At 68.6% G+C, this 20,644-nt stretch carries 20 protein-coding genes; 12 read left to right on the top strand and 8 right to left on the bottom strand.

Annotated elements, in window-relative coordinates:
• Positions 1 to 51 precede the first annotated feature (51 nt).
• From JIX56_RS24890 to JIX56_RS24905, 4 genes are all read right to left on the bottom strand, one after another.
• Positions 52 to 1,608, bottom strand: coding sequence for an SCO6880 family protein (locus JIX56_RS24890; RefSeq protein WP_257543676.1), 1,557 nt, complete (start codon positions 1,606 to 1,608; stop codon positions 52 to 54).
• Positions 1,605 to 2,930 carry an energy-coupling factor transporter transmembrane protein EcfT gene (locus JIX56_RS24895; protein WP_257543678.1) on the bottom strand — a complete coding sequence of 442 codons (1,326 nt, stop codon included), beginning with the start codon at positions 2,928 to 2,930 and terminating at the stop codon, positions 1,605 to 1,607. The genes JIX56_RS24890 and JIX56_RS24895 overlap by 4 nt, the downstream gene beginning before the upstream one ends.
• The gene (locus JIX56_RS24900) at positions 2,920 to 3,771 is read right to left on the bottom strand and encodes a hypothetical protein (protein WP_257543680.1); all 852 of its coding nucleotides are present in this window, start codon (positions 3,769 to 3,771) and stop codon (positions 2,920 to 2,922) included. The genes JIX56_RS24895 and JIX56_RS24900 overlap by 11 nt, the downstream gene beginning before the upstream one ends.
• A 203-nt stretch (positions 3,772 to 3,974) precedes the next feature.
• Positions 3,975 to 4,283, bottom strand: coding sequence for a hypothetical protein (locus JIX56_RS24905; RefSeq protein WP_257551092.1), 309 nt, complete (start codon positions 4,281 to 4,283; stop codon positions 3,975 to 3,977).
• Positions 4,284 to 4,890: 607 nt separating this feature from the next.
• On the opposite strand from JIX56_RS24905, the gene JIX56_RS24910 reads away from it, so the two are divergent.
• From JIX56_RS24910 to JIX56_RS24945, 8 genes are all read left to right on the top strand, one after another.
• Positions 4,891 to 7,458, top strand: a complete 2,568-nt coding sequence (locus JIX56_RS24910) for a hypothetical protein (protein WP_257543682.1) — start codon at positions 4,891 to 4,893, stop codon at positions 7,456 to 7,458.
• A complete protein-coding gene (locus JIX56_RS24915; RefSeq protein WP_257543684.1) occupies positions 7,458 to 8,321 on the top strand; it encodes an immunity 49 family protein in 864 nt (287 codons plus the stop codon). The genes JIX56_RS24910 and JIX56_RS24915 overlap by 1 nt, the downstream gene beginning before the upstream one ends.
• A gap of 45 nt (positions 8,322 to 8,366) precedes the next feature.
• Positions 8,367 to 8,978, top strand: coding sequence for a DUF7691 family protein (locus JIX56_RS24920; RefSeq protein ID WP_257543686.1), 612 nt, complete (start codon positions 8,367 to 8,369; stop codon positions 8,976 to 8,978).
• 10 nt (positions 8,979 to 8,988) lie between these two features.
• A complete protein-coding gene (locus JIX56_RS24925) occupies positions 8,989 to 9,930 on the top strand; it encodes a hypothetical protein (RefSeq protein ID WP_257543722.1) in 942 nt (313 codons plus the stop codon).
• A gap of 156 nt (positions 9,931 to 10,086) precedes the next feature.
• On the top strand, positions 10,087 to 10,443 hold the full coding sequence (locus JIX56_RS24930) for an ArsR/SmtB family transcription factor (protein ID WP_257543724.1): 357 nt from the start codon (positions 10,087 to 10,089) through the stop codon (positions 10,441 to 10,443).
• Positions 10,444 to 10,471: 28 nt separating this feature from the next.
• Positions 10,472 to 11,179 carry an SRPBCC family protein gene (locus tag JIX56_RS24935; RefSeq protein WP_257543726.1) on the top strand — a complete coding sequence of 236 codons (708 nt, stop codon included), beginning with the start codon at positions 10,472 to 10,474 and terminating at the stop codon, positions 11,177 to 11,179.
• On the top strand, positions 11,172 to 12,008 hold the full coding sequence (locus tag JIX56_RS24940; RefSeq protein WP_443031877.1) for a S1 RNA-binding domain-containing protein: 837 nt from the start codon (positions 11,172 to 11,174) through the stop codon (positions 12,006 to 12,008). Before JIX56_RS24935 ends, JIX56_RS24940 begins: the two co-directional genes overlap by 8 nt.
• Before the next feature lie 77 nt (positions 12,009 to 12,085).
• Positions 12,086 to 12,421, top strand: coding sequence for a VOC family protein (locus JIX56_RS24945; protein WP_257543730.1), 336 nt, complete (start codon positions 12,086 to 12,088; stop codon positions 12,419 to 12,421).
• Between the two features lie 29 nt (positions 12,422 to 12,450).
• Here the strand turns inward: JIX56_RS24945 and JIX56_RS24950 are convergent, their stop codons facing one another.
• From JIX56_RS24950 to JIX56_RS24960, 3 genes are read right to left on the bottom strand one after another with little or no spacing between them, the layout of a single operon-like run.
• On the bottom strand, positions 12,451 to 12,729 hold the full coding sequence (locus tag JIX56_RS24950) for a DUF397 domain-containing protein (RefSeq protein ID WP_257543731.1): 279 nt from the start codon (positions 12,727 to 12,729) through the stop codon (positions 12,451 to 12,453).
• Entirely contained in the window at positions 12,722 to 12,910 is a 189-nt protein-coding gene (locus JIX56_RS24955; protein ID WP_257543733.1) for a DUF397 domain-containing protein, read from the bottom strand. The genes JIX56_RS24950 and JIX56_RS24955 overlap by 8 nt, the downstream gene beginning before the upstream one ends.
• 11 nt (positions 12,911 to 12,921) lie before the next feature.
• A complete protein-coding gene (locus JIX56_RS24960; protein ID WP_257543735.1) occupies positions 12,922 to 13,770 on the bottom strand; it encodes a helix-turn-helix domain-containing protein in 849 nt (282 codons plus the stop codon).
• Positions 13,771 to 13,921: 151 nt separating this feature from the next.
• Between JIX56_RS24960 and JIX56_RS24965 the strand changes: the two genes are divergently transcribed.
• From JIX56_RS24965 to JIX56_RS24975, 3 genes are all read left to right on the top strand, one after another.
• A complete protein-coding gene (locus tag JIX56_RS24965; protein WP_257543737.1) occupies positions 13,922 to 14,326 on the top strand; it encodes an ATP-binding protein in 405 nt (134 codons plus the stop codon).
• 148 nt (positions 14,327 to 14,474) lie between these two features.
• Positions 14,475 to 15,419, top strand: coding sequence for a C40 family peptidase (locus tag JIX56_RS24970; protein WP_443032062.1), 945 nt, complete (start codon positions 14,475 to 14,477; stop codon positions 15,417 to 15,419).
• A gap of 235 nt (positions 15,420 to 15,654) precedes the next feature.
• Positions 15,655 to 16,377: a phosphatase PAP2 family protein gene (locus tag JIX56_RS24975; RefSeq protein WP_257543741.1), complete on the top strand. Its 723-nt coding sequence runs from the start codon at positions 15,655 to 15,657 to the stop codon at positions 16,375 to 16,377.
• 205 nt (positions 16,378 to 16,582) lie between these two features.
• On the opposite strand, the gene JIX56_RS24980 is transcribed toward JIX56_RS24975, so the two are convergent.
• Complete coding sequence (locus JIX56_RS24980) at positions 16,583 to 18,172, bottom strand: FAD-binding oxidoreductase (RefSeq protein ID WP_257543743.1); 1,590 nt, start codon at positions 18,170 to 18,172, stop codon at positions 16,583 to 16,585.
• A 1,287-nt stretch (positions 18,173 to 19,459) separates the two neighbouring features.
• On the opposite strand from JIX56_RS24980, the gene pstS reads away from it, so the two are divergent.
• Positions 19,460 to 20,590, top strand: a complete 1,131-nt coding sequence (gene pstS, locus JIX56_RS24985; protein WP_257543745.1) for a phosphate ABC transporter substrate-binding protein PstS — start codon at positions 19,460 to 19,462, stop codon at positions 20,588 to 20,590.
• The last annotated feature ends 54 nt before the right edge of the window (positions 20,591 to 20,644 follow it).

The raw sequence follows: 20,644 nt of genomic DNA on the forward strand, positions 1-20,644 counted from the left end.
GTCGGCGGTGGCACCTGCGTGTGGCGCGAATGATCCCGCATCGCGGCAGCCCTACCTTCGGATTCCGGTGGCGAACGGGAGTGTGTTGACGAAGGCGCGGTGGTGCTCGCGGTCGCACCACTCCAGTTTCAGGTACGACTTGCCGGCCGAGGCCCTTATTGTCCGCTTGTCGCGCGCCAGTGCCTCCGGGGAGCGGGAGGAGACGGTGATGTAGCCGACGAGGTTGACGCCGGCCGCGCCGCTCGCGAGGTCCTCGCCGCGCTGGTCGAGGCGCGAGTGGGAGGCCACGTCGCGGGGGTCGACCGTGCGGTTCATCTTCGCGGCGCGGGACGCCTCCGCCTCGTCGTTCGTCTTCTCGGTCAGCATGCGCTCGATGGCGACCTCGGTGGGTTCGAGGTCCATCGTGACGGCGACCGTGCGGATGACGTCCGGGGTGTGGACCAGGAGCGGTGCCAGGAAGTTGACGCCGACCGGGGTCATGGGCCACTCCTTCACCCAGGCTGTGGCGTGGCACCAGGGGGCGCGGGTGGAGGACTCGCGGGTCTTGGCCTGGAGGTAGTCCGGCTCCATCGCGTCCAGCTCGGCCGGCCAGGCGTTGCGCTTGGTCATGGCCTGGATGTGGTCGATGGGGTGGTCCGGGTCGTACATGGAGTGGATGAGGGAGGCGAGACGGCCCTGGCCGAGCGGCTGCCGGACGCGGATGTCGGCCTCCTGGAGGCGCGAGCAGATGTCCGTCAGCTCGCGGGCCATGACGACGGCGAGGCCCGCGTCCTTGTCCATCTTCCGGCCCTGCGGGCGGGCCGCGCGGGCCATGGCGTGACCCTCGGCGGCCAGCTCGCGGTTGTAGTGCATACAGGCGACGAGGTACGCGCGGTGCTGCTCGCTGCTCGTCGAGACCATGGACTGGAGCTGGTCGTACGACTGCTGCAGCCAGCCCGGGGCGCGCTCGTCGCCGCGCTGGGCGACGTCCTTGGCGTGGGCGTCCGGGTCGGCCGGGAGGGTGCGGGCGAGCATCTGCAGGCGGGTGACGAAGCCGTCGCCGTTGGCCACGTGCTTGAGGAGGGTGCCGAAGCGGTCGACGAGGGCTTCCTGGTCCTCGGAGTCGCGCAGGCCGACGCCCGGGCCCTCGATCTCGATGGCCGCGGTGACGGTTCGGCGGTCGGCGTGCAGCAGTACGGCGATCTCGTCCGGGCCGAAGGGGGCGGCCAGCCAGGTGATGCGGCCGATGCCGGGCGGGGGCCCTACCTCGACTTCACGGCCGTCGAGGCGCGTACCGGCCTCCATGGCCGTGGAGCGGTACGTCGTGCCGCTGCGCAGGCTGCGCTTGTAACTGCGGTTGATCTCGAACCACTTGTAGAACGTCCGCCGCTTGTACGGCACGTACACCGCGGCCAGCGCCAGCATGGGGAAGCCCGTCAGCAGGGCGATGCGGGGGACGAGCACCGGGACGAGGAGGCCGCACATCATGCCGAGGAACGCGCCCGCGATGATCAGCGCGATCTCGCCGGACTCGCGGTTCCGGCCGATGATCGCGTTCGGCCGGGCGCGGCCGATCAGATATGTACGGCGGGGCGTGACCGGATGGGACAGGTGGGACTCGGTCGTCAACGCCCTTCACCTCCCGTGCGATTGCTGTTGCGGGCGTTGCTGGCGTGGGGGGTGTTGGCCGGGCTCGTACGGGGCGGGGGTGCGGTGGCGGGAACCGGTCCGCCGCCTCCGTTCGCGTTGCGCGAGCTGTGGGCGGCCACGCCGCCGGATGCGGGGTTGGAGGGGCGGGGGGTGCTGCTTCCGCCTCCGCCGCCGTTGTTGTCGGCCCGGGAGCTGTGGGTCTTGATGCCCTGGGCGACGAGGGTGGCCGGGGAGCTGATGACGGCCGCGGCCTTGCCTTCGGCGCCGCGCATGATGCGGTTGTTGCGGGAGTTGGCGATCTCGTCGCCGAAGCCCGGGACGAAGCGGTAGATCATCGCGGAGGCGAAGATGGCGAGGAGGATGATGGCGAGGCCGGAGACGATCGCGGCGAGGGAGTCGGGGCCCTCCTCCGTGGTCAGGGCGCCTGCCAGGCCGAGCACGATGACGATGACCGGCTTGACGAGGATGATCGCGATCATGATCCCCGCCCAGCGTCGGACATGGCCCCACAGGTCCTTGTCGACGAGGCCGGCGTAGACCACGACGCCGAGGAGGGCACCGACGTAGAGCAGGACGGCCCTCAGGAACAGCTCCATGTAGAGCACGCCCGCGGCGACGATGGAGATCAGCGACACCAGGATCAGCATGATCGGGCCGCCGCCGATGTCGTTGCCCTGCTTCAGGGCCTCCGAGAACGTGCCGAAGAACGTGTCCGTCTGGTTGCCGGTCGTCTGGGCGATGACGTCGCTGACGCCGTCGGTGGCCGAGACGACCGTGTAGAGGATCAGCGGGGTGAAGGCCGACGCCAGCACGGTGAGCCAGAGGAAGCCGATGGCCTCCGAGATCGCGGTCGTGAACGGCACGCCCCGTACTGCTCGCTTCGTCACCGCGAGCAGCCAGAGGACGAGGGTGAGGATCGCCGAGGCCGCGAAGACGACGGCGTACTGCTTCAGGAACGTCATGTTCGTGAAGTCGACGTCCGCGGTCTCGTTGACGGCTTCGGAGAGCTTGTCGACGGTCCAGGAGGCGGCGTCGGCGCAGCCTTGGGCTAGGGAGGAGAGGGGGTCGAGGGTGGTGGTTACGTCGTTGGGGAGGGTGCTGGTGTCGGCTTTTTCGCCGGATTCTCGTTCGCAGTAGTCTTTGGCGGGGCCGACGATGAGGTCGCAGCGGTCATCGGAGGCTGAGGGAGAGGGCGAGGGCGTGGGTGCTGCAGCTGCCTTGGTGGCCAGCAGGACGGCTGCGGTCTGCACGGCTGTGAGGACGGCGGCGAGCCTGAGTACGTGGTGTGACCTACCGGGCATAAGTGAACCCTCCGTACTCCTCGGCGGCCTTCGAGATCTCGTCGGCAGCTGAGACCTTGTTGTCGCCGTTGACCGGCGCGGGGCCTTCCCTTTGCGCGAAGCTGTCGACCTTCCAGTCATCGTCGGCCCAACGAAGTTGGAGGGTCATGGTGAACCAGTCGCTGGTGACCGGGCTGGTGGTGTCTTCCGACGCCATGCCGAATACACCGGTGCACCAGACCTCGACGGTCGCGATGTTGTCCGAGTAGCTCGTGGATTTGGTGCCGACCGGCATGGTTCGTGAGACGTAGGTGCTGCCGGACGGGGCATTGCCGTTCTCGTCCAAGCCGACGTTGGCCAGGAAGTCCGTGTCATAAGCCTTGTCGAGGCTGTCCTCCAGATCGGCGACCTTGTCGGCCACGAAGACCTGCTGGACAATCTCACTTCGCCGTACGGGCTTGAGGATGTCGGCCGAGACCAGCACCACGGAGTAGTTGGCCGCGGCCGATTCGGCGCCCTGCTGGTCGTGCGCGAAGCCGGAGGGAATCCCGGCCGTCTTCGTCTCCACCGGTCGTTCCCCCGAAGCCGCCGTAGGGGCCGTTTCCGCCTTGTCGCCGCCGGAGGTGCTGTCGGTGTCGGGGTCGCTTCCTCCGCGGTTCGCGAAGGCGATGGCTGCGATGAGGAGGACGACTACGCCGACGATGGTGACGAGGCTTCTGGAGGAGGAGCGGGGGCGGCGGGGGGCGCCGCCGCCTTCGGGGAGGCGGGTGCGGGTTTGGCCGGTGCCGGCGTAGCCCCCGTACGCTCCGTCGTCACCGGCGCGCGAGGACTCGCCGTGCCCGTGCTCGTCGCCGAGACTCATGCCGCAGTCGCCCCTTCAACTTCGACGTCGTACGGAAAGGCGTAGCAGTACGACGGTAGCCGCGCTGGTTCCCGCGCGGGCGCGGTGTGGTGACTCGACATCAGGGAAACGCAACCTCAGCCGGTGGGCTCGACGGACGGGTGGGGTGGGAGGGGAACCGGGCGAAGCCGGCGGCCCGGCCGGGACGAGGGCAGGCCGCCGCGCTACACGGCCATGCCGTACACGATGGTGAAGAGCGTGCCCAGTGAACCGATGATGAAGACGCCGGTGAGGCCGGCGACGATGAGGCCCTTGCCCTGTTCGGCGCTGAAGGTGTCACGCAGGGCGGTCGCGCCGATGCGCTGTTTGGCCGCGCCCCAGATCGCGATGCCGAGGCAGAGGAGGATGGCGACCGCCATCACGACCTCGATCATCACGCGCGCCTCGTTGCCCAGGCTGCCGAAAGGCCCCCAGTCCGGGGCGATTCCGCCGATGATGGTGGTGATGTCGCCCTTGTCGGCCGCAACGAACATGTAGGTCACCGCCCCTAGTGGGTAGTTCTGTTGTCTCCGCTGGTTGTGCGGCGCGTGCGCCTCGGCGTCCGCATCGCACGCCTCCGCGCGGGTGCGCAGAGGTCGGGCCCATTCTCGCCGACAATGACGCTGTCGTATGTCGACTTGGCGTCATTGATTGGCGGGTTTCGTACGGATCCCTTGCCGCCGGCCCGTGTGGGCCCCTAACGGGGTACGTGGGACGGTAAGCGAAGGGTCGTATCGTCACTCTGTGTATCACGGCGGATCACGACGGGCAACGAGGGTGAACCGGAACCTGTGGTGTGGTTCCGTCGTTAGTCCCCTTTTCCCTGCCTGGCCCCGCTTCTGACGGGGTGTCGGGCCTGACCTGTCGGCATCTGTCGATCCGGTGTTCTCCGGGGTTCGAGTGTGCCTGATGTGGACGTAAGGGTCGTGTGTGGGTCCCGGATGTCTGTGTGGGTCGAGCTTTGGCCAAAAGTGCATGCGATCGCGATCGCAATTTTGGTACAAATGATCGACTGGGGTCCCTGTTTGTCCACGCGTCAGGTGTGGGGGCTGGACACCGAGTTGACGGAACGAATCTGCGAGGGCGTCCACGGGGGTAGGCGTGAGCGAGGACAGGCCCGTTGTCTCGGCCGAGATACCGGAGTTCACGGGGAATCTGGAGCAGCTGGAGACGGACGCCGGGGACATCGCGTTCGACGGGATGGCGGTCGGTGCGGCCGGTCTGCTGATTGACGCCAACTTCAACCAACTGGCGCCCTTCTACAAGGCCCCCGAGGCCGATCAGCTCTTCGCGACGACCGCGCCGGTCGCGGCAGCCGGTTACGACCTGCAGACCGAGCTGGGCACGGTCTCCAAGGCGTTGCTCGACTACGCGGCCGAGGTCCGGCCCCTGGTCGACAAGCTCAACTCGCTCCGCGAGGAGGCGGCGGCCTTCGAACGGCGCGTCGCGGACGACGACGAGTGGGTCGCGGACGGCGACCTCATCGACGAGAACACGGCCCGCCGCAACGCGGTGAACGCCGCCTGGACCGCCTTCCAGGCCGCCGAGCTGGCCTGCTACAACAAGATCGTCGCGCTGGTCGGCGGCGAGCCGCTCGTCGTCAACGACGGCTCGAACAAAGAGAACATGTACGGCTACCGCGCCGAGGACCTCAATGCCGCCTCCGGACTGCCGTGGGGTGACGCCGTCGAGGAGGACAACCCCTGGTACTACTTCCACGAGCACACCTGGGACTTCGCCGTCGGGTTCTTCGTCGACGGTGTGTGGGGGACCATCCGGGGGCTCGGAACGCTGGTGGGCGTCGACGGCTGGGACGCGGCCGGCCAGGCGTGGACGGGGCTGGGGAAGCTCCTGACGGGCATCGTCATCACGGGAACGCCGCTCGGCGCCGCGTACTGGCTGACTCCGGCCGACAAGCTGCCGTCCTGGCTGCGGGACTCCCGTACGGCCGTGGTGGAGACCGGTAAGGCGCTCGTCGCGTACGACCAGTGGGGCAAGAACCCGTCCCGCGCCGCCGGGGCCGTCACCTTCAACGTCCTGACGACCGTCTTCACGGGCGGTGCGGGTGGCGCGGTGGCGGCGACCGGCAAGGCGGGTGCCATCGCGAAGGCGATCTCGTTCGCGGGCAAGGCGGGGCGGATCGTCGATCCGATGACGTACATCGCGAAGGGCGTCGGCTCGGCGGGGGTGAAGATCAGTGACGTGATGGCGAGTCTGCGCGGCATCACCGACGGCACGCGCATCAGGCTCGGCGAGGGGACGTATCAGATCGCCGACCAGCCGAATCTCGCCGACGACCTGCCTGCCGGGCTCACCGCCGAGAACACCGTCCGCATGGAGACGCCCAAGGGCGAGGTCGTCTACCTCGACACCAAGACGTTGGTGATGCACAACGCCGACGGGACGGTGCGGGAGTCCCTGGACAGCATCCGGCACGAGGCTACGGCGGAGCGGCGGGCGGGGGAGGCCGCGGCTCGGGCCGAGGAGCCTGCGAGCGCGTCGGGCGTGCGGGAGACCGCGGGGGTCGGGGCGGGTACGCGGGTGGGGGACGGGGCGGGTGCCGTCGGCCGAGGAGGCGACACCGTTGCCCCGGGCGGCGGCCGCGGCAGCGGTCTGCCGCTCCGGGCGGGTGGCTCGGGCGGGTCGGGCTGGCTGGACGATGTGGGGCGGGGCGGTGACGACGCGGCCGGTGACGTGGGTGGGCTCGGGGAGGAGTCGGCCGGTCCTGGCGGTCGGGCGAAGGAAGGGTCCGGCGACGGAGGCGAGCCGGGGACGGGACGTTCCGATCAGTCCGACGCGCGGGCCGTCATGCAACGGCATGTGGATCTCGCCAACAACGATCCGCGCTGGTTCAAGGACCATTACCGGTCCAATGGCTATCGCAGGTCCGCCTCGACAGAGGTGTTCGGGCAGCGTCTGCCCATTCTGGTCCGGGACCCGGCGGATCCCACCAAATGGATTTCCAAGAGCGACCTGCCGCCCGCGATCCAGGCGAAGTACATGGACCCCAACCCGCACGGGAAAGGAATGCGGACGGATGTCGACAGCGGTGTGCTGAAGCGTCTCGACGAATGGGCGATGACGCGGCGCGACGCCATCACCGCCGACAAGGCGGCGGAGAAGGCGCTGACCCGGGCTGAGAAGGAGTACATGGCGAACCGAACGGCCGAGGCGGAGGCGGCCATGGACGCCGCCGAGGCCGCGCACTCACCGCTGCACGGCGACATGCTCAAGCAGAGCGAGCTGTTCGGTGAGCGGGTCGCGGAGCATCACGCCATACCGGAGCGCTATTCGGGAGCGAAGCGCGTCGACGACGGGGCCTTCGGGAACAACCGGTTCGATCAGATCTATGAGAAGCCCGGTGGGGGCTACGTCGTGGTCGAGGCCAAGGGGTCGACAACCGCGAAGATCGGCGAGCGGACGAGCCATCTGGGCAATCGCGTCCAGCAGGGCACCCGGGAGTACTTCGAGACCATCCTGAAGGAAATGGACAAGCGGGCTGACAGGACGAAGAACAGCGCCGAGGCGGACCTCGCGAGCAAGCTGCGCATAGCCCTCGCCACAGGGAAGGTCGACTACGTCCTCGTCAAGGCGGATGCCACGCCGGACGGCAAATATGCTGGCTACGAGATGCAGCAGTTCAACATCCGCAAACCCGGGAGCAACTGATGATCGTACGTGTGCCACGGGACGAGGAGCCTTCGCCCGGGGATCCGACGGACTTCATCGAGTCGGCTGACCGGCGCTTGCTCGAAGAGATCGAGGTCCTCTCGGAGCATCCCGAGATGTTCGGTCTGATCTTCAGCAGTGCCTTGAGCAAAGCGGCGCTGCACTGCCTCCACGATGCCACCGCCGACAAATCCGAGACTTGGGAAGCCTGGGTGGCGGCGATGCAGGTCGGCTCCGCTCTGTTTGAGGCGGCTACCACGGACCAGGAGTCGGTGGAGTGCCGGATCGCGCACAAGGCGCGAACGATCCAGGCCATCGGCGCGCAGCACTTCACCGACGCGGGTAACTGGATCACCGCGTTCTGGCTGGCGGTCATCTGCCGTGACCAGGAGCGCATGACACACCTGTCCGACGTGCCGGTCGATCTGCTGCGTCGTTCCGGGGCGGTCTACGACGAATACATCTATGACTGGGTCGACGCTCTGCAGACGTACTGGATGGAACGTCCGGGGCTCGGCGAGAAGTTCACCGCAGCCTTTCAGGGCACCGACCCGGACCGGCTCCGGGTTGCCGACCGTGAGTTGATGCTGAAGGTCCTCTACCCGCCGCTCAACCTGTTTCTGCAATTCCTCAAGCGGGACGAGGAGCAGTTCAACGTCGGACTCGCCGAGGCGCTCCAGCTCCACAAGGAGTACTGGACCGCGGACGAGGACCGCGAACAGAGCACCGACGGCGCCGTCGCCCTCGGCCCCCTCGCTGTCGCCTGCCTTGCCTACGACGTGGGCATGCCCGTCCAGGTCGAGTCCGAGTACCTGCCCAGGCATCTGCTCGAACGGTCCTGGGTGGGCGAGTTCGAGACGTGAGGTGTGCCTGGGGCGTTGTCAGTGGGTGGGGCTACGTTTTGGGGCATGAGTTCTTCGCTGAGTGTGTATCTGCTGGATGTGGGGGCCACGCGGGCGTTGGTCGGGTCCGGGGATGGGCAGTTGCTGGACGTCATACGGGCCGAGTTCGCGGACGACATGGCGCGTGACGACGACTGGTCCCGGTCCGAGATCGAGGCCGGGGCGCCGACGTCCTACGAGGCGCTGCGGGCGGTCGTGCACGGGGGTCCCTTCAGCGAGGACCGGGGACATGCCTTTCAGTACGGGTACGCGTACAAGCGGCTGTGTTCCCTCACGGGTTCGTTCCTGGACAACAGCTGCTTCACCCCGCACCGGGGCGACTGGCTGTCGGTGGTGGACAAGGGGCTGACCGCCTTGGGCATCACCGCCGTCTCTGTGGCGGCGTTCGAGGACAGCGATCTGCCGGCTCCGCTGCCATGGACGTACATGCCGGGCTGTGGTGAGTGGACGCACGAACGGTGTCTGCGGGCGCTGGAGCAGTTCGAGGCGACCAAGGCGAAGGACGGGGCTCCGCCACCGCTGGAGCCCGAGGTCGTGGAGGCCGTCATGCAGTGCCTTCAGTGGCTGCGGCATGCGCAGTCGCGGCCCGGCTTCGGCGTCATCGGCTTCAAGTCCTGAGGCGGCTCGTATGACGATCACGGGAGACGGGAACGGAAGCGGTACGGCTGCGGTGCGGGCCGCCGATCTCGCGCAGGCCATGTTCACGGACGCCGCGGTGGAGTCGGGGCAGGAGCCCACCGTCGTGCTCACCCATGAGCCGGGGGCGGATCTCGTGGGGCGCCGTGAGGCGTTCCGGCCGGTGTACGACGCGATCGTGGGGCGGATCGGGGCGCCGACGCTGCTCGGGGGAGCCGCGTACGGACCGAGTGTGCGCTGGTCCACACGGGAGCGGACCCTGTTGCTGCGCGGGGACCACGAGCGGGTGGCACTGTCCGTGTACGACTCCTGGGCCCTCGGCAAGCAGGAGTGGTCCGTCTTCGACGGCGGGCTCCGCAGCGGTCCGGACGGGGAACACCGCCTCGGCGACCTGCCGTACACCTGGCAGCTCGATCGCAAGGGGCCCGGCGAGGAGTCGGCGTGGACCTTCAACGGGACGCCGGTCGCCGGGTCGTGGGCACACGCCGAGAGCGCGCTGGAGTTGATGCTCGCGTCCTGGGCCGAGCAGATTCCCGTGCAGGCGCCGGGTGACTGGGTGGGGTTCAAGCTGTGGAACGCCCGGGAGTGGGGCCGCTCCATGATCCTCTCGTACACGCACGAGGACGAGGGGTGTGAGTTCCACATAGCCATCGACGACCGGGGCCGGGAGCAGACACCCCAGTGGCAGACGCGGATGCGCGAGCGTGGCTGGCAGAAGCTGGACGAACACGGCTGGTGGCGGGCCGAGTTCGCCGAGACCGACCCGCGGGCTCCGCGAGTCCTGGCACGGCTGGCGATCGCGGAGGAGCGGGCCCGCGGCGCGACGTGCCCGGACGAGTTGAGGGCGTGGGACATCAGCGCCGGGGACGACGGCGACCTGTGGGCGCCGGGCATCGGCGTACCGACGCATCCGTCCCGCGGCGAACACTGCTGACACCGACGAACACTCCTGACGCTGCCGACCGATCGCGGTACCTACGATGCCCGGCGTGCGCTGAGCCGACCGTGCCGAGGAACGGGTGAGGCGGTTCCAGCGCGGAACAGATATTCGCTGTGGCTTATATAAGTGGGTGGTGATACGTTGGCTGCCATGCACGCGTTCGATGTGCTCGGGGACCCCGTTCGGCGTCGGATTCTCGAGCTGCTCGTCGACGGGGAGATGACCGCCGGGGAGGTCTCGGAGGTCATCCGGGGTGAGTTCGGGATATCGCAGCCGGGGGTCTCGCAGCATCTGAAGGTGCTGCGGGAGAACGGCTTCGCGACGGTACGGCCGGAGGGAGCCCGGCGGCTGTACGCGGTGAACTCGGAGCCGTTGCGGGACATCGACGCCTGGCTGGACCGTTTCCGCCGCTTCTGGACCCCTCGGCTGGACGCCCTGGCCACGGAGCTGGCCCGGGGGAAGCGGGAGCGGAGGCTTCGGGAGGCCGAGGAAGCGCCGGACCCCTGACGACATCCTTAGCGACAGGAGCAGCACCGTGATCGACGTGAGCCATCAGATCAGTGCCGTACGGCGTCGGGTCGGAACCCGGGAGTTCAAGGCGGGAGAGGCGCGGGTGGTGACCGTGAGTCAGGCATATGACTCGACGGTCGAGGACGTCTGGGACGCCTGTACGAATCCAGAGCGGATTCCACGCTGGTTCCTGCCGGTCTCCGGGGAGCTTCGGCTCGGCGGGCGGTACCAGCTGGAGGGCAACGCCGGCGGGACGGTCGAGCGTTGCGATCCGCCCAAGGAGTTCACCGCGACCTGGGAGTACGGGGGCGAGGTGAGCTGGATCGAGGTGCGGATCACCGCCGAGGGGGAGGGGCGCGCACGGTTCGTGCTCGAACACATCGCCCATGTCGACGACGAGCGGTGGGCCGAGTTCGGGCCCGGCGCGGTCGGGATCGGGTGGGACATGGGGCTCATCGGGCTCGCCCTCCATCTCTCCACCGGCGCGGCCGTCGATTCCCAGGAGGCCATGGCCTGGATGGGGACGGACGAGGGGCGGCGGTTCGTGACGCTCAGCGGGGAGGGGTGGTACGAGGCCGCCGTCACCGATGGGGACGAGGCGGGGGCCGCCCGGGCGGCCGCGGATCGGACGATCGCGGCGTACACCGGGGCGGGAGCCGAAGCCGAGGGCGGCGAGGGGACGGACGCGGGGGCGGATGCCGGAGCGGGTGAGCGGACCGGAGAGCGTGAGTGATCAGGGCGCCGCCGCTCGGGCGTTTCTGGAGGGGATACGTGTCGGTGATGTCTGCGGCGGGGTCGTCGCGGAGGTGACGCGTTCGCGCGGGGCGGCGGTGGTACTGGACGGCTTTCCGGACCGTCCGCTGGCGTCGATCGGGCCGTTGGACGCGCCGTGGGGGCAGCGGGCGGCCGAGGCGCTGGAGGTCGGGCGGCGGGTCATCGCCGAGGTGACGGCCGTGGATCTGGGCGGGGAAGTGGTCCGGATGTCGTTGGCCGCCACCGAGCAGCCGGAACTCTGGGCGTTCCTGAAGGGGCTCCGGCTCGGCGAGGTTCTTTCCGGCACGGTCGCGTCGATCGAGAGCTTCGGGGTGTTCGTGGCGCTGGACGACGGGCCCGGGCATCCGGTCTTTCCCGGCGTCGGGTTCATCACCGTGCCCGAGCTTTCCTGGCGGCACATCGAGGCGGTCTCGGACGTCGTCCGGGTCGGGCAGCGGGTGTCCTGCGAGTTCCTGCAGTTCGACACCTGGAACGGGGAGGCCCGGCTGTCGTTGCGGGCCCTGGAGCCCGATCCTTTCCAGGAGTTCGCCGACCGGGTCGAGGCGGGGCGGAGTCTGCGGGGGAGGGTCACCAAGGTGATTCCGTTCGGCGTCTTCGTCGAGGTGGCCGACGGGATCGAGGGGCTCGTCCACTTGAGCGAGCTCACGGAGGAGCCCGTCGAGACGCCGGACGGGGTCGTCGAGGTGGGAGACGAGATCGTGGTTGTGGTCACGGAGGTCGACCGGGAGCGGCGGAGGCTGACGCTCTCCCGCGTACGGGCCTTGCCGGCGCCGCGCGCTGCGGATTAGCCGTGGTTGGTCTCCGGTCAGCTCCGGAGGCTTCGGGGTGGCTGACTGCCTCCGCTCCTCCGTGCCATCCTGCGCCGATGCCGAGAATCGGATCGATCGTTCTGAACGTCTCTGACCTCGACCGCGCCTCCGCCTTCTGGAGCACCGCCCTCGGCCACACCCCTCGCCCCGGCCGGCCCGAAGTGCTGCCCCCGTCCGACGGCACCGGGCCGTTGCTCTGGCTGGACGAGGACGACCGCACGCATCTCGACCTCTGGACCGACAGCGCGGAGGAGCAACAGAGCGAGGTGGAGCGCCTGTTGGGGCTCGGAGCCGCTCGGGTGGAGTGGGAGTATCCCGAGGGTGCGGATTTCGTCGTACTTGCGGACCCGGAGGGCAATCTCTTCTGCGTGATCAACACCGCGGTCGAGTGAAGACCGCGTCTGGCCTCCGGGGTGCCTTCCTAGGCCTCCGGCTGCCGCACCGTCGGCTCGAAGCCCTCGACTCCTTCTACGAAGTGGTCGAACTCCCCTGCCTGTACGCCCAGTACGAACGCGTCCCACTTTCGGCGGTTCGTCGTGACGACGTTGTCCGGGTCGCTGGTCTCGCGGATGTAGACCGGGGCCTCGGGGTCGTCCTCGCCGTTCCCCTCGCCGAAGGCGAGTTCGATCCAGGGGCCGGGGCCGGTCGCGTCGTCGGGGGCGGCGCGGATCCAGTCGAGGTCCGGGGGGATGTCAGACACGGGGGGACTTCTCCTCTTTGAGGGTGTGGATGAGGGCGGTGAAGGAGGAGGGGGCGGTGGTGAGTATGGCTTGGGTGGGGTCGGCGGATTCGGTGATGTGGATGGTGGCTCTGCCTGCGGCTATGTGGACGCAGGAGGCGCCCTCGGAGCAGTACGACGACTTCTGCCAGCGTGTGTTCATGGGCGTTCCCTTCACAGCTCTCGCATCACGTTGTGGATGAGGTCTCGGGTTTTCTCGGGAGCGAGCGCTACGGCTTCGATCCGGTCGAACAGCATGCGGTACTTGTGCAACTGTGCCTCGGCGTCCAGGAACGCGAGGCCGTGGGACTGGTCGAGATAGACGGTGTCCAGTTGTGGCACGTGGGCGAAGGCATAGTGGATCGACTGCCCGGACCCCGGGTAGGCCCCGGCCTCGAAGGTGATCGCGCGCAGGGTGATGTGGGCCCGGTCGCTCATGTCGAGCAGATGCTGCAACTGGTGTCGGGACACCGTGGAACCGCCGACCCGCATGCGCAAGGCGGCCTCGTGGATGACTGCCTCGTACGGGGTCGGGTCGTCCTCGCGGAAGAGGATCGCCTGTCGTTTGATGCGGAACGACAGACGGTGCTCGATGTCGGGCGGCGAGAGTTCGGTGACCGCCTGACGGAAGATCTCAAGGGCGTACTCGCGGGTCTGTAGCAGGCCGGGGATGCGGGCCGTGGTGGCGTCGCGCAACGATCTGGCGTGGTGCTCGAGTTCGGCCAGGTCGAGGAGCGGAGTGGAGAGTAGCTCGTGGTACTCCTCCCACCAGCCTCGCTTACGGTCCGACGTCATCGTGGTGAGCGCCTCGACCAGGGCCTTGTCCGAGCAGTCGTAGTGGCAGGCGATCGTGCGCAGGCGCTCGGTGCCGACTCCCCCGCGTCCGGCCTCCATGTTGCTGACCTGGGTCTGCCTGATGCCCAGGAGTTGACCGGCCTCCGTGACGCTCAGGCCCGCGCGCTCTCGGAGTTTGCGCAGCTCTGTGCCGAAGCGGAGTTGCCTACCCGTCGGGTTGGTCCTCACGGGCCTGCCCGCCTCCTCGCTGTCGCTGGTCACCCACACGGGTGGTGGTGAATGGAATTACGAGTAAATGGTGAATGTATTTACCGTTCGCCGCCACCGTAGTGGTCAGGAGCAGTATCCGACCAACTCCCCTCTGTAATCGGAGACTTCCATGGCCACCGTATCCCCGTCCTGGAGCTACACCCTTCGTCTTCCCCGCGACCCCCGCTCTCCCGGTGCCGGACGCGCCACCCTCCGCGCCGTGCTCGCCACCCATGGGCTCTCCGAACTCAGCCCCAACGCCGAGCTGTTGGCCACCGAACCGCTCACCAACGCTCATCTGCATACCTCGCGGGAGTACGCGCTGCGGGTCTTCGAGAGCGGGGGGCGGTTGACGGTCGGGGTGTGGGATCGGGACTGGCGGGTGCCCGCCGGGTTCGAGGCGGACGTACCCGTCGAAGAGGATGCCGAGGGTGGGCGGGGGGCTGCGGCTGGTGCGGGCCTGTTCCGAGGGGTGGGGGATTTCCGCGATGGTGGAGTCGGGGGTCTGTCTGGGCGGGAAGCTGTTGTGGGTTGATTGCGGGGGCGTCGGGTGATCATTCCTAAGGGGGAAGTCCGCCTTTACACTTAGCCGCGGCGGACTGGCGGGCGGTGAGGGGCGGTTGACGGTGCGTAAGGCGTGGATCGTGGCGATCGCTGCCGGCAGCGCCGGGCTCAGCTTTGTGATGCTGCTGGTCGTGGGTGTCTACCTGGTCGCCGGAAACCTTGCCAACGGGATCGGCGGGAAGTCGGTCGGGCTGGCCAAGGGGGCCGTACCCGCCGCTTATCAGACGCTCGTGCAGAAGTGGGGCAATCTGTGCAGCGCGATCAATCCCGCGCTGCTCGCCGCGCAGCTGTATCAGGAGAGCGGGTTCAATCCCAAGGCGCAGAGCCATGCCGCCGCGCAGGGGATCGCGCAATTCATTCCGGGGACGTGGGCGACGCACGGGCTCGACGGGGACGGCGACGGCGACCGTGACGTCTGGGACCCGAATGACGCGATTCCGTCGGCCGCCTCGTACGACTGCAAGCTCGCGTCGTACGTGAAGGACGTGCCCGGTGATCCGACGGCGAACATGCTCGCTTCCTACAACGCGGGGGCGTACGCCGTCATCAAGTACGGGGGTGTCCCGCCGTACAAGGAGACCCAGAACTACGTCAAGACGATCACGACGCTGCAGGAGAGTTTCGCGGCGCCCACGACCCGGGTCGATCCGAGCGAGCAGGCGGCCGGGGCCATCGCGTACGCGCAGAAGAAGCTCGGGACGCTGTATCTGTGGGGCGGGACCGGTACCGCTGAGCAGGGCGGACGCTTCGACTGCTCGGGGCTGACGCAGGCGGCGTACGAGAGCGTGGGGATCACGCTGCCGCGCGTCGCGAACGATCAGTACAACGCCGGGCCGCATCCGTCGCGCGACGAGCTGCTGCCGGGCGATCTGGTGTTCTTCTCCGACGACCTCACCAACTCCCGGGCCATTCGGCACGTCGGAATTTATGTGGGGGGCGGATACATGATTGACGCCCCGCGGACGGGTGCCGTCATCCGTTTCGACCCCATTGATACCCCCGACTACTTCGGTGCCACCCGGGTCACCGAAGATGGCGCGAAAGCGCTGCCCACGACGGTCTGACGGTGGCGTAATTCTCCGTGAACCCCTGCCCTGAGCTGCGGAGACGTGTCTCTCTTCGATAACGTCTGAGTGATCATTCAGTGGAGGGTGGAACGCATTGAAGAAGAGTGTGCGTTCCTGTTTGACGTAGCGCGTTGACGCTTACGCGGAAGCACTACGCACACCACGGGGGTGGCAGAGCGCGGCGCACGTACGGGTGCGGTCGCGGGAACGACGACGAAAGGGCCGCAGCACGATGGCTGGACTCGCCGCGCATGCCGCACTTGCCGCTGAATCCGGATCCAATCCCGACGTCGAGCTGCTCTACGACATCAATGGTCTGGCCAAGGACGCGCCCGCCTGGCTCGACCGGGTGATGGAGTTCGTGGGGGAGTACGGGCTTCTCATCGTCATGGTGCTGCTGATCCTGGGGTGCTGGTGGAGCGTGCGGAGGCGGGGCGGGGAGGATGCCGCGTCGTCCGTCGCCGCGTTGGTGTGGGCGCCGCTCGCCGCCGGTATCGCCGTGCTGGTCAATGTGCCGATACGTGGGTTCGTCGAGCGGCCTCGGCCCTTTCGCGATCACGAGGGGCTGGACGTGTTGGTCGCCGGGAAGACCGACTACTCGTTCGTGAGTGATCACGCGACGCTGATCATGGCGATGGCGGTGGGGCTGTTCGTCGCCGACCGGAAGTTCGGGGTGGTCGGGCTGGTGGTCGGGCTGCTCGGGGGGTTCATCCGGGTTTACATGGGGGTGCACTATCCGACCGATGTGATCGGTGGGTTCGCGTTGGGGACCGCTGTTGTCCTGTTGCTGTCGCCGCTTGCCATGGCTCTGCTCACGCCGGTGATGAAGGCGGTGGAGCGGTCGGCTCGGGTGGGGTGGGTTGTGCGGGGTCGGGGGCGGGATGAGGGGCGAGCGGTGGTTTCTGGGGCTCGGGTTGAGGGGGTTTCTGCGGAGGAGCGGGATTTGGCGGCCTGAGGGTCGTGTCTGGGTTTTCGCCCCCGCCGCCCCTACCCGTCCCGTCCCCCAGGGGCTGTGCCCCTTCGACCCCCTTGAGCGCCTTATAGCTCGGGGGGTTCTGTTCGTTGGCGGGTGCGGGATCGTCGTGGTTGATCGCGCAGTTCCCCGCGCCCCCATGAAGGGGCCTGCGGCCCTTCACGGGAAGAGGGCTGCGGGCTGGCTGCTACAGGGACTGCGGGAAGTTGAAGAAGTTCTTGGGGTCGTACTTCTTCTTCAGGGTGGTGAGGCGGGGGGCCGCGTCGCCGTAGTAGGACTTTTTCCAGTTGGGGAGGGTGGGGTCGGTGTAGTTCTGGTAGGCGGCGCCGGAGGCGTGGCGGGTCATGGACTTGTGGGCCGTGTTCAGCCAGGACTGGGCTGTCGTGCCGGAGGTGCCGGGCTTCCAGGAGGCGAGGTACTGGGCCAGCATGCGGGAGCGGCGGTGGACGAAGGCCGTGGCTGTGGGGGAGACGCGGTTGACCTGGCCGCCGAGGGCTGTCAGCTGGATGGAGCCGGCTCCGCCTCGTACTCCGGTGATCTGGGTCAGGAGGGTCTGGATGCCCGCCGAGGAGATCGAGCGGTCGAAGAAGTCCGAGCGGGCCGCGTACGTCTCGCGGCGCAGCGCGCCCTCGGGGGAGCGGCCCGGGGTCGAGCCGGGCAGGTGGCACTTGGCGTCGGTCGAGAAGGAGGAGCAGCCCGCGTAGCCCTCCATGGCGTCCTCGTACGAGCGGCGCTTGAGGGAGACGCTGCGGGCGGGGGTGCCGACGCGGTCGGCCAGGCGGTCGAGGGCGTTTTCGAGGTCGCCGTAGGTGCCGAGGGAGAAGGCGGCGACCGAGACGGACGGGGTGCCTCCGTTCTGGATGTGGCAGGACGACCAGATCTCGTCGGGCTGGGTCGGGCCCCACTCCTGCCAGGCCTTCAGTACGGCGGCGGCCTTCGACCACGGCCAGGTGAGGTACGCGGTGACGCCCTTTGCGGCCGGGTGGGTCTTGAAGCGGAGTTCGGTGACCACGCCGAAGTTGCCGTTGCCGGCGCCTCGTAGGGCCCAGAAGAGGTCCTTGTTGGTGGTGGCGTTCGCGATCAGTTGTGTGCCGTCCGCTGTGATCAGCGTGGCCTGGGTGAGGCTGTCGCAGGTCAGGCCGTAGGCGCGGGAGGCCACTCCGTGGCCGCCGCCGAGGGTGAGGCCACAGACGCCGACGGTGGGGCAGGAGCCGGCCGGGATGGTCACGCCCTTGGCGGCCAGGGCTCGGTAGACGTCGATGAGTTTCGCGCCGGCGCCGACCACGGCTTCGTTCGCGGAGGCGCGGACCTTGTTCAGTTTCGAGACGTCTATGACGAGCCGGCCGTTGCCGGAGGACCAGCCGGCGTAGGAGTGGCCGCCGTTGCGGATCGAGACCTTGATGTCATGGGCCTTGGCGTAGGTGAGGGTGGTGCGGATGTCGTCGGGGTGGGCGACGTAGGCGACGGCGGTGGGTTTGAGGTTGTCGAAGCGGGTGTTGTAGAGCTGGCGGGCTGTGGACCAGGACTTGTCGCCGGGGCGGATGAGGGGGCCGTCGAGGTCTCGGGCGAGGGCGGACCAGTTGGCGGCGGTGGATTTGGAGGCGGTGTCGGGGGCTGCGGTTGCGGCTGCGCCTGCGCCGGTTGTTGTGCCGGTGGCTGTTCGGAGGGAGGTGTCCGTGGACTGGGTGGTGGTGCCGGTGCGTTCGGCTGTGCAGGCGGAGGTGGCGAGGGTGGTCAGTGCGGCTGCGCCGCCGCCGATGAAGGTGCGTCGTTCCATGTGTGCCTCCCGGGGCGCCGCGCGGTGGGTCGTGGAACGAGACGGGGTTGGCGGGATGGGGGTTCCCATGGTGCGTGAGCGTGGGCATTTCTTGGGATTTCCTCGCCCCCGCCGCCCCTACCCGTCCCATCACCAGGGGCTGCGCCCCTTCGACCCCCCTTCTGGGGGCTGCCGCCCCCAGGCCCCCGCTGGGGGGAGAGGGGTGCTGTGGTGAGTGGGTAGGTGCCGGAGCGTTGGCAGCGTCGTCGGGTGGCCGGTGGGCTTTGGAGGGGGTGCATGCCGGCGGCGGTGGTCCGCGTTGGCGGTGTCGCCGGGTGACCGACCGGCTTCCGGAGGCGGTGCATGCCGGCGGCAGTGGTCCCGGGAGCCCCGCCCCGCAGGAGCTTGCCTCCCCGATGACGACCCCCTGCCCCCCGGAGCTCCCTCCCTCCGCCCCCCGGGAGCCCCCCTCAGGGCCCCTACGTCCCCGAAAGCCCCTCCCTGATGAGCCATTCTCCCGCCAACCCCCAGCCCACCGAACGCCCGTTCCCCGGGGAAGCTGAGGCATGGCGGCACTCCATCGAACGCCCGCCCCCAAGACCCCTGAGGCGCGGCGGCACCCCCCGAGCCCGTTTCCCCGGGATTCGTGAGGTGCGGCGGCGCCCCGCCGAGCCCGTTTCCCCGGGATTCGTGAGGTGCGGCGGCGCCCCGCCGAGCCCGTTCCCCCGGGATCCGTGAAGCACGGCGGCGCCCCGCCGAGCCCGTTCCCCCGGGATCCGTGAGGTGCGGCGGCGCCCCGCCGAGCCCGTTCCCCCGGAGTCCGTGAAGCACGGCGGTGCCCCGCCGAATGTCCGTCCACCCGAGGCCCTTTGGCTTGGCGGTGCCCCATCGAACGCCCGTCCCCCGGACCCCCTGAGGCACGGCGGCGCCCCCCTCCCCCGTGGGATCAGTGAGGCGATCGGGACAGGTCGACCCCCGGGGCGTGTGGGTGGCGTGGGGGCTGGTGATGTGGTGGTTCGGGGGTTTCGGGATCGGAATCCTCACGTGCTCTCCCCGTGAGCATTCCGTTACCTCACCGCACTGTCGGCAGGGGTTCACTCGCCGTTCACTTCCGTCCATTGGCGGCTTCACCTGATCTGCCTAATTTCGGCCTTACCCGGTGCGGGGCGCGGGCCTGAACAGGGCGGCGCGATCCGTGGCGACAGCAGTTTGAGGGACCAGAGGCATCAGCAGGACAGGTCCCGAGGCTGATACGACGACTTCGCACGCCGCCATCTGGACGGCGGCTCCTGGAAGGAACTCCCGAAAGTGAAGCTTCAGCGCAAGAACCGGCTGCGCGCCCTTTCTCTCGGCGCTGTCGCCGTCACCGGCGCCCTGACCCTCACGGCGTGCGGGTCGGACGACACCACTGGTGGCGCGAGCGGTACCGGCGGCAGCTCGGCGTCCGCCAGCGACATCGACTGCGGCGACGCCAAGGGCCAGCTGCTGGCCGACGGCTCCTCCGCGCAGAAGAATGCGATCGACGCCTGGGTGAAGCAGTACCAGAGCGTCTGCAAGGACGTCGTGATCAACTACAAGGGCAGCGGCTCGGGCGCGGGTATCACCGCGTTCACCCAGGGCCAGGTCGCCTTCGCGGGTTCCGACTCGGCGCTGAAGCCCGAAGAGGTCACGGCCTCCAAGGAGATCTGCTCCGGCGGTCAGGGCATCGACCTGCCGATGGTCGGCGGCCCGATCGCGGTCGGTTACAACGTCCCGGGTGTCGACAACCTGATCCTGGACGCCAAGACCCTCGCCCTGATCTTCGATAGCAAGATCACGAACTGGAACGACAAGGCCATCGCGGCGCTGAACCCCGACGCGAAGCTGCCCGACCTCAAGATCCAGGCCTTCCACCGCTCGGACGAGTCCGGCACCACGGACAACTTCACCAAGTACCTGATCGCCGCGTCCGGCGACAACTGGAAGTACGAGGGTGGCAAGGCGTGGGAGGCCAAGGGCGGCCAGTCCGCGCAGGGCTCCTCCGGTGTCGCCCAGGGCGTCAAGGAGACCAAGGGCGCGATCTCCTACATGGAGCTCTCCTACGCCAAGGACGGCATCAGCACGGTCGACGTCAAGACCGGTGCCGCCGCCCCGGTCGAGGCGACCGTCGAGAACGCCACCAAGGCCATCGCCGAGGCCGAGATCGTGGGCACGGGCAAGGACCTCGCGCTGAAGGTCAACTACGAGCCCACCGCCGAGGGCGCCTACCCGATCACCCTGGTCACCTACGAGATCGTCTGTGACAAGGGCAACAAGGCGGAGACCCTGCCCGCCACCAAGTCCTTCCTCACCTACATCGCGTCCGAGGACGGCCAGGCGCTGCTCTCCGAGGCCGGGTACGCCCCGATGCCCGAGGAGATCATCACCAAGGTCCGTACGACCATCTCGGAACTGAGCTGACCTGAGTGCGGTCCAGTCCCCACCGGGACTGGGCCGCACCGTCCGGTGCACCGC

This window comes from Streptomyces sp. CA-210063 (assembly GCF_024612015.1).
Taxonomy (GTDB): Bacteria; Actinomycetota; Actinomycetes; order Streptomycetales; family Streptomycetaceae; genus Streptomyces.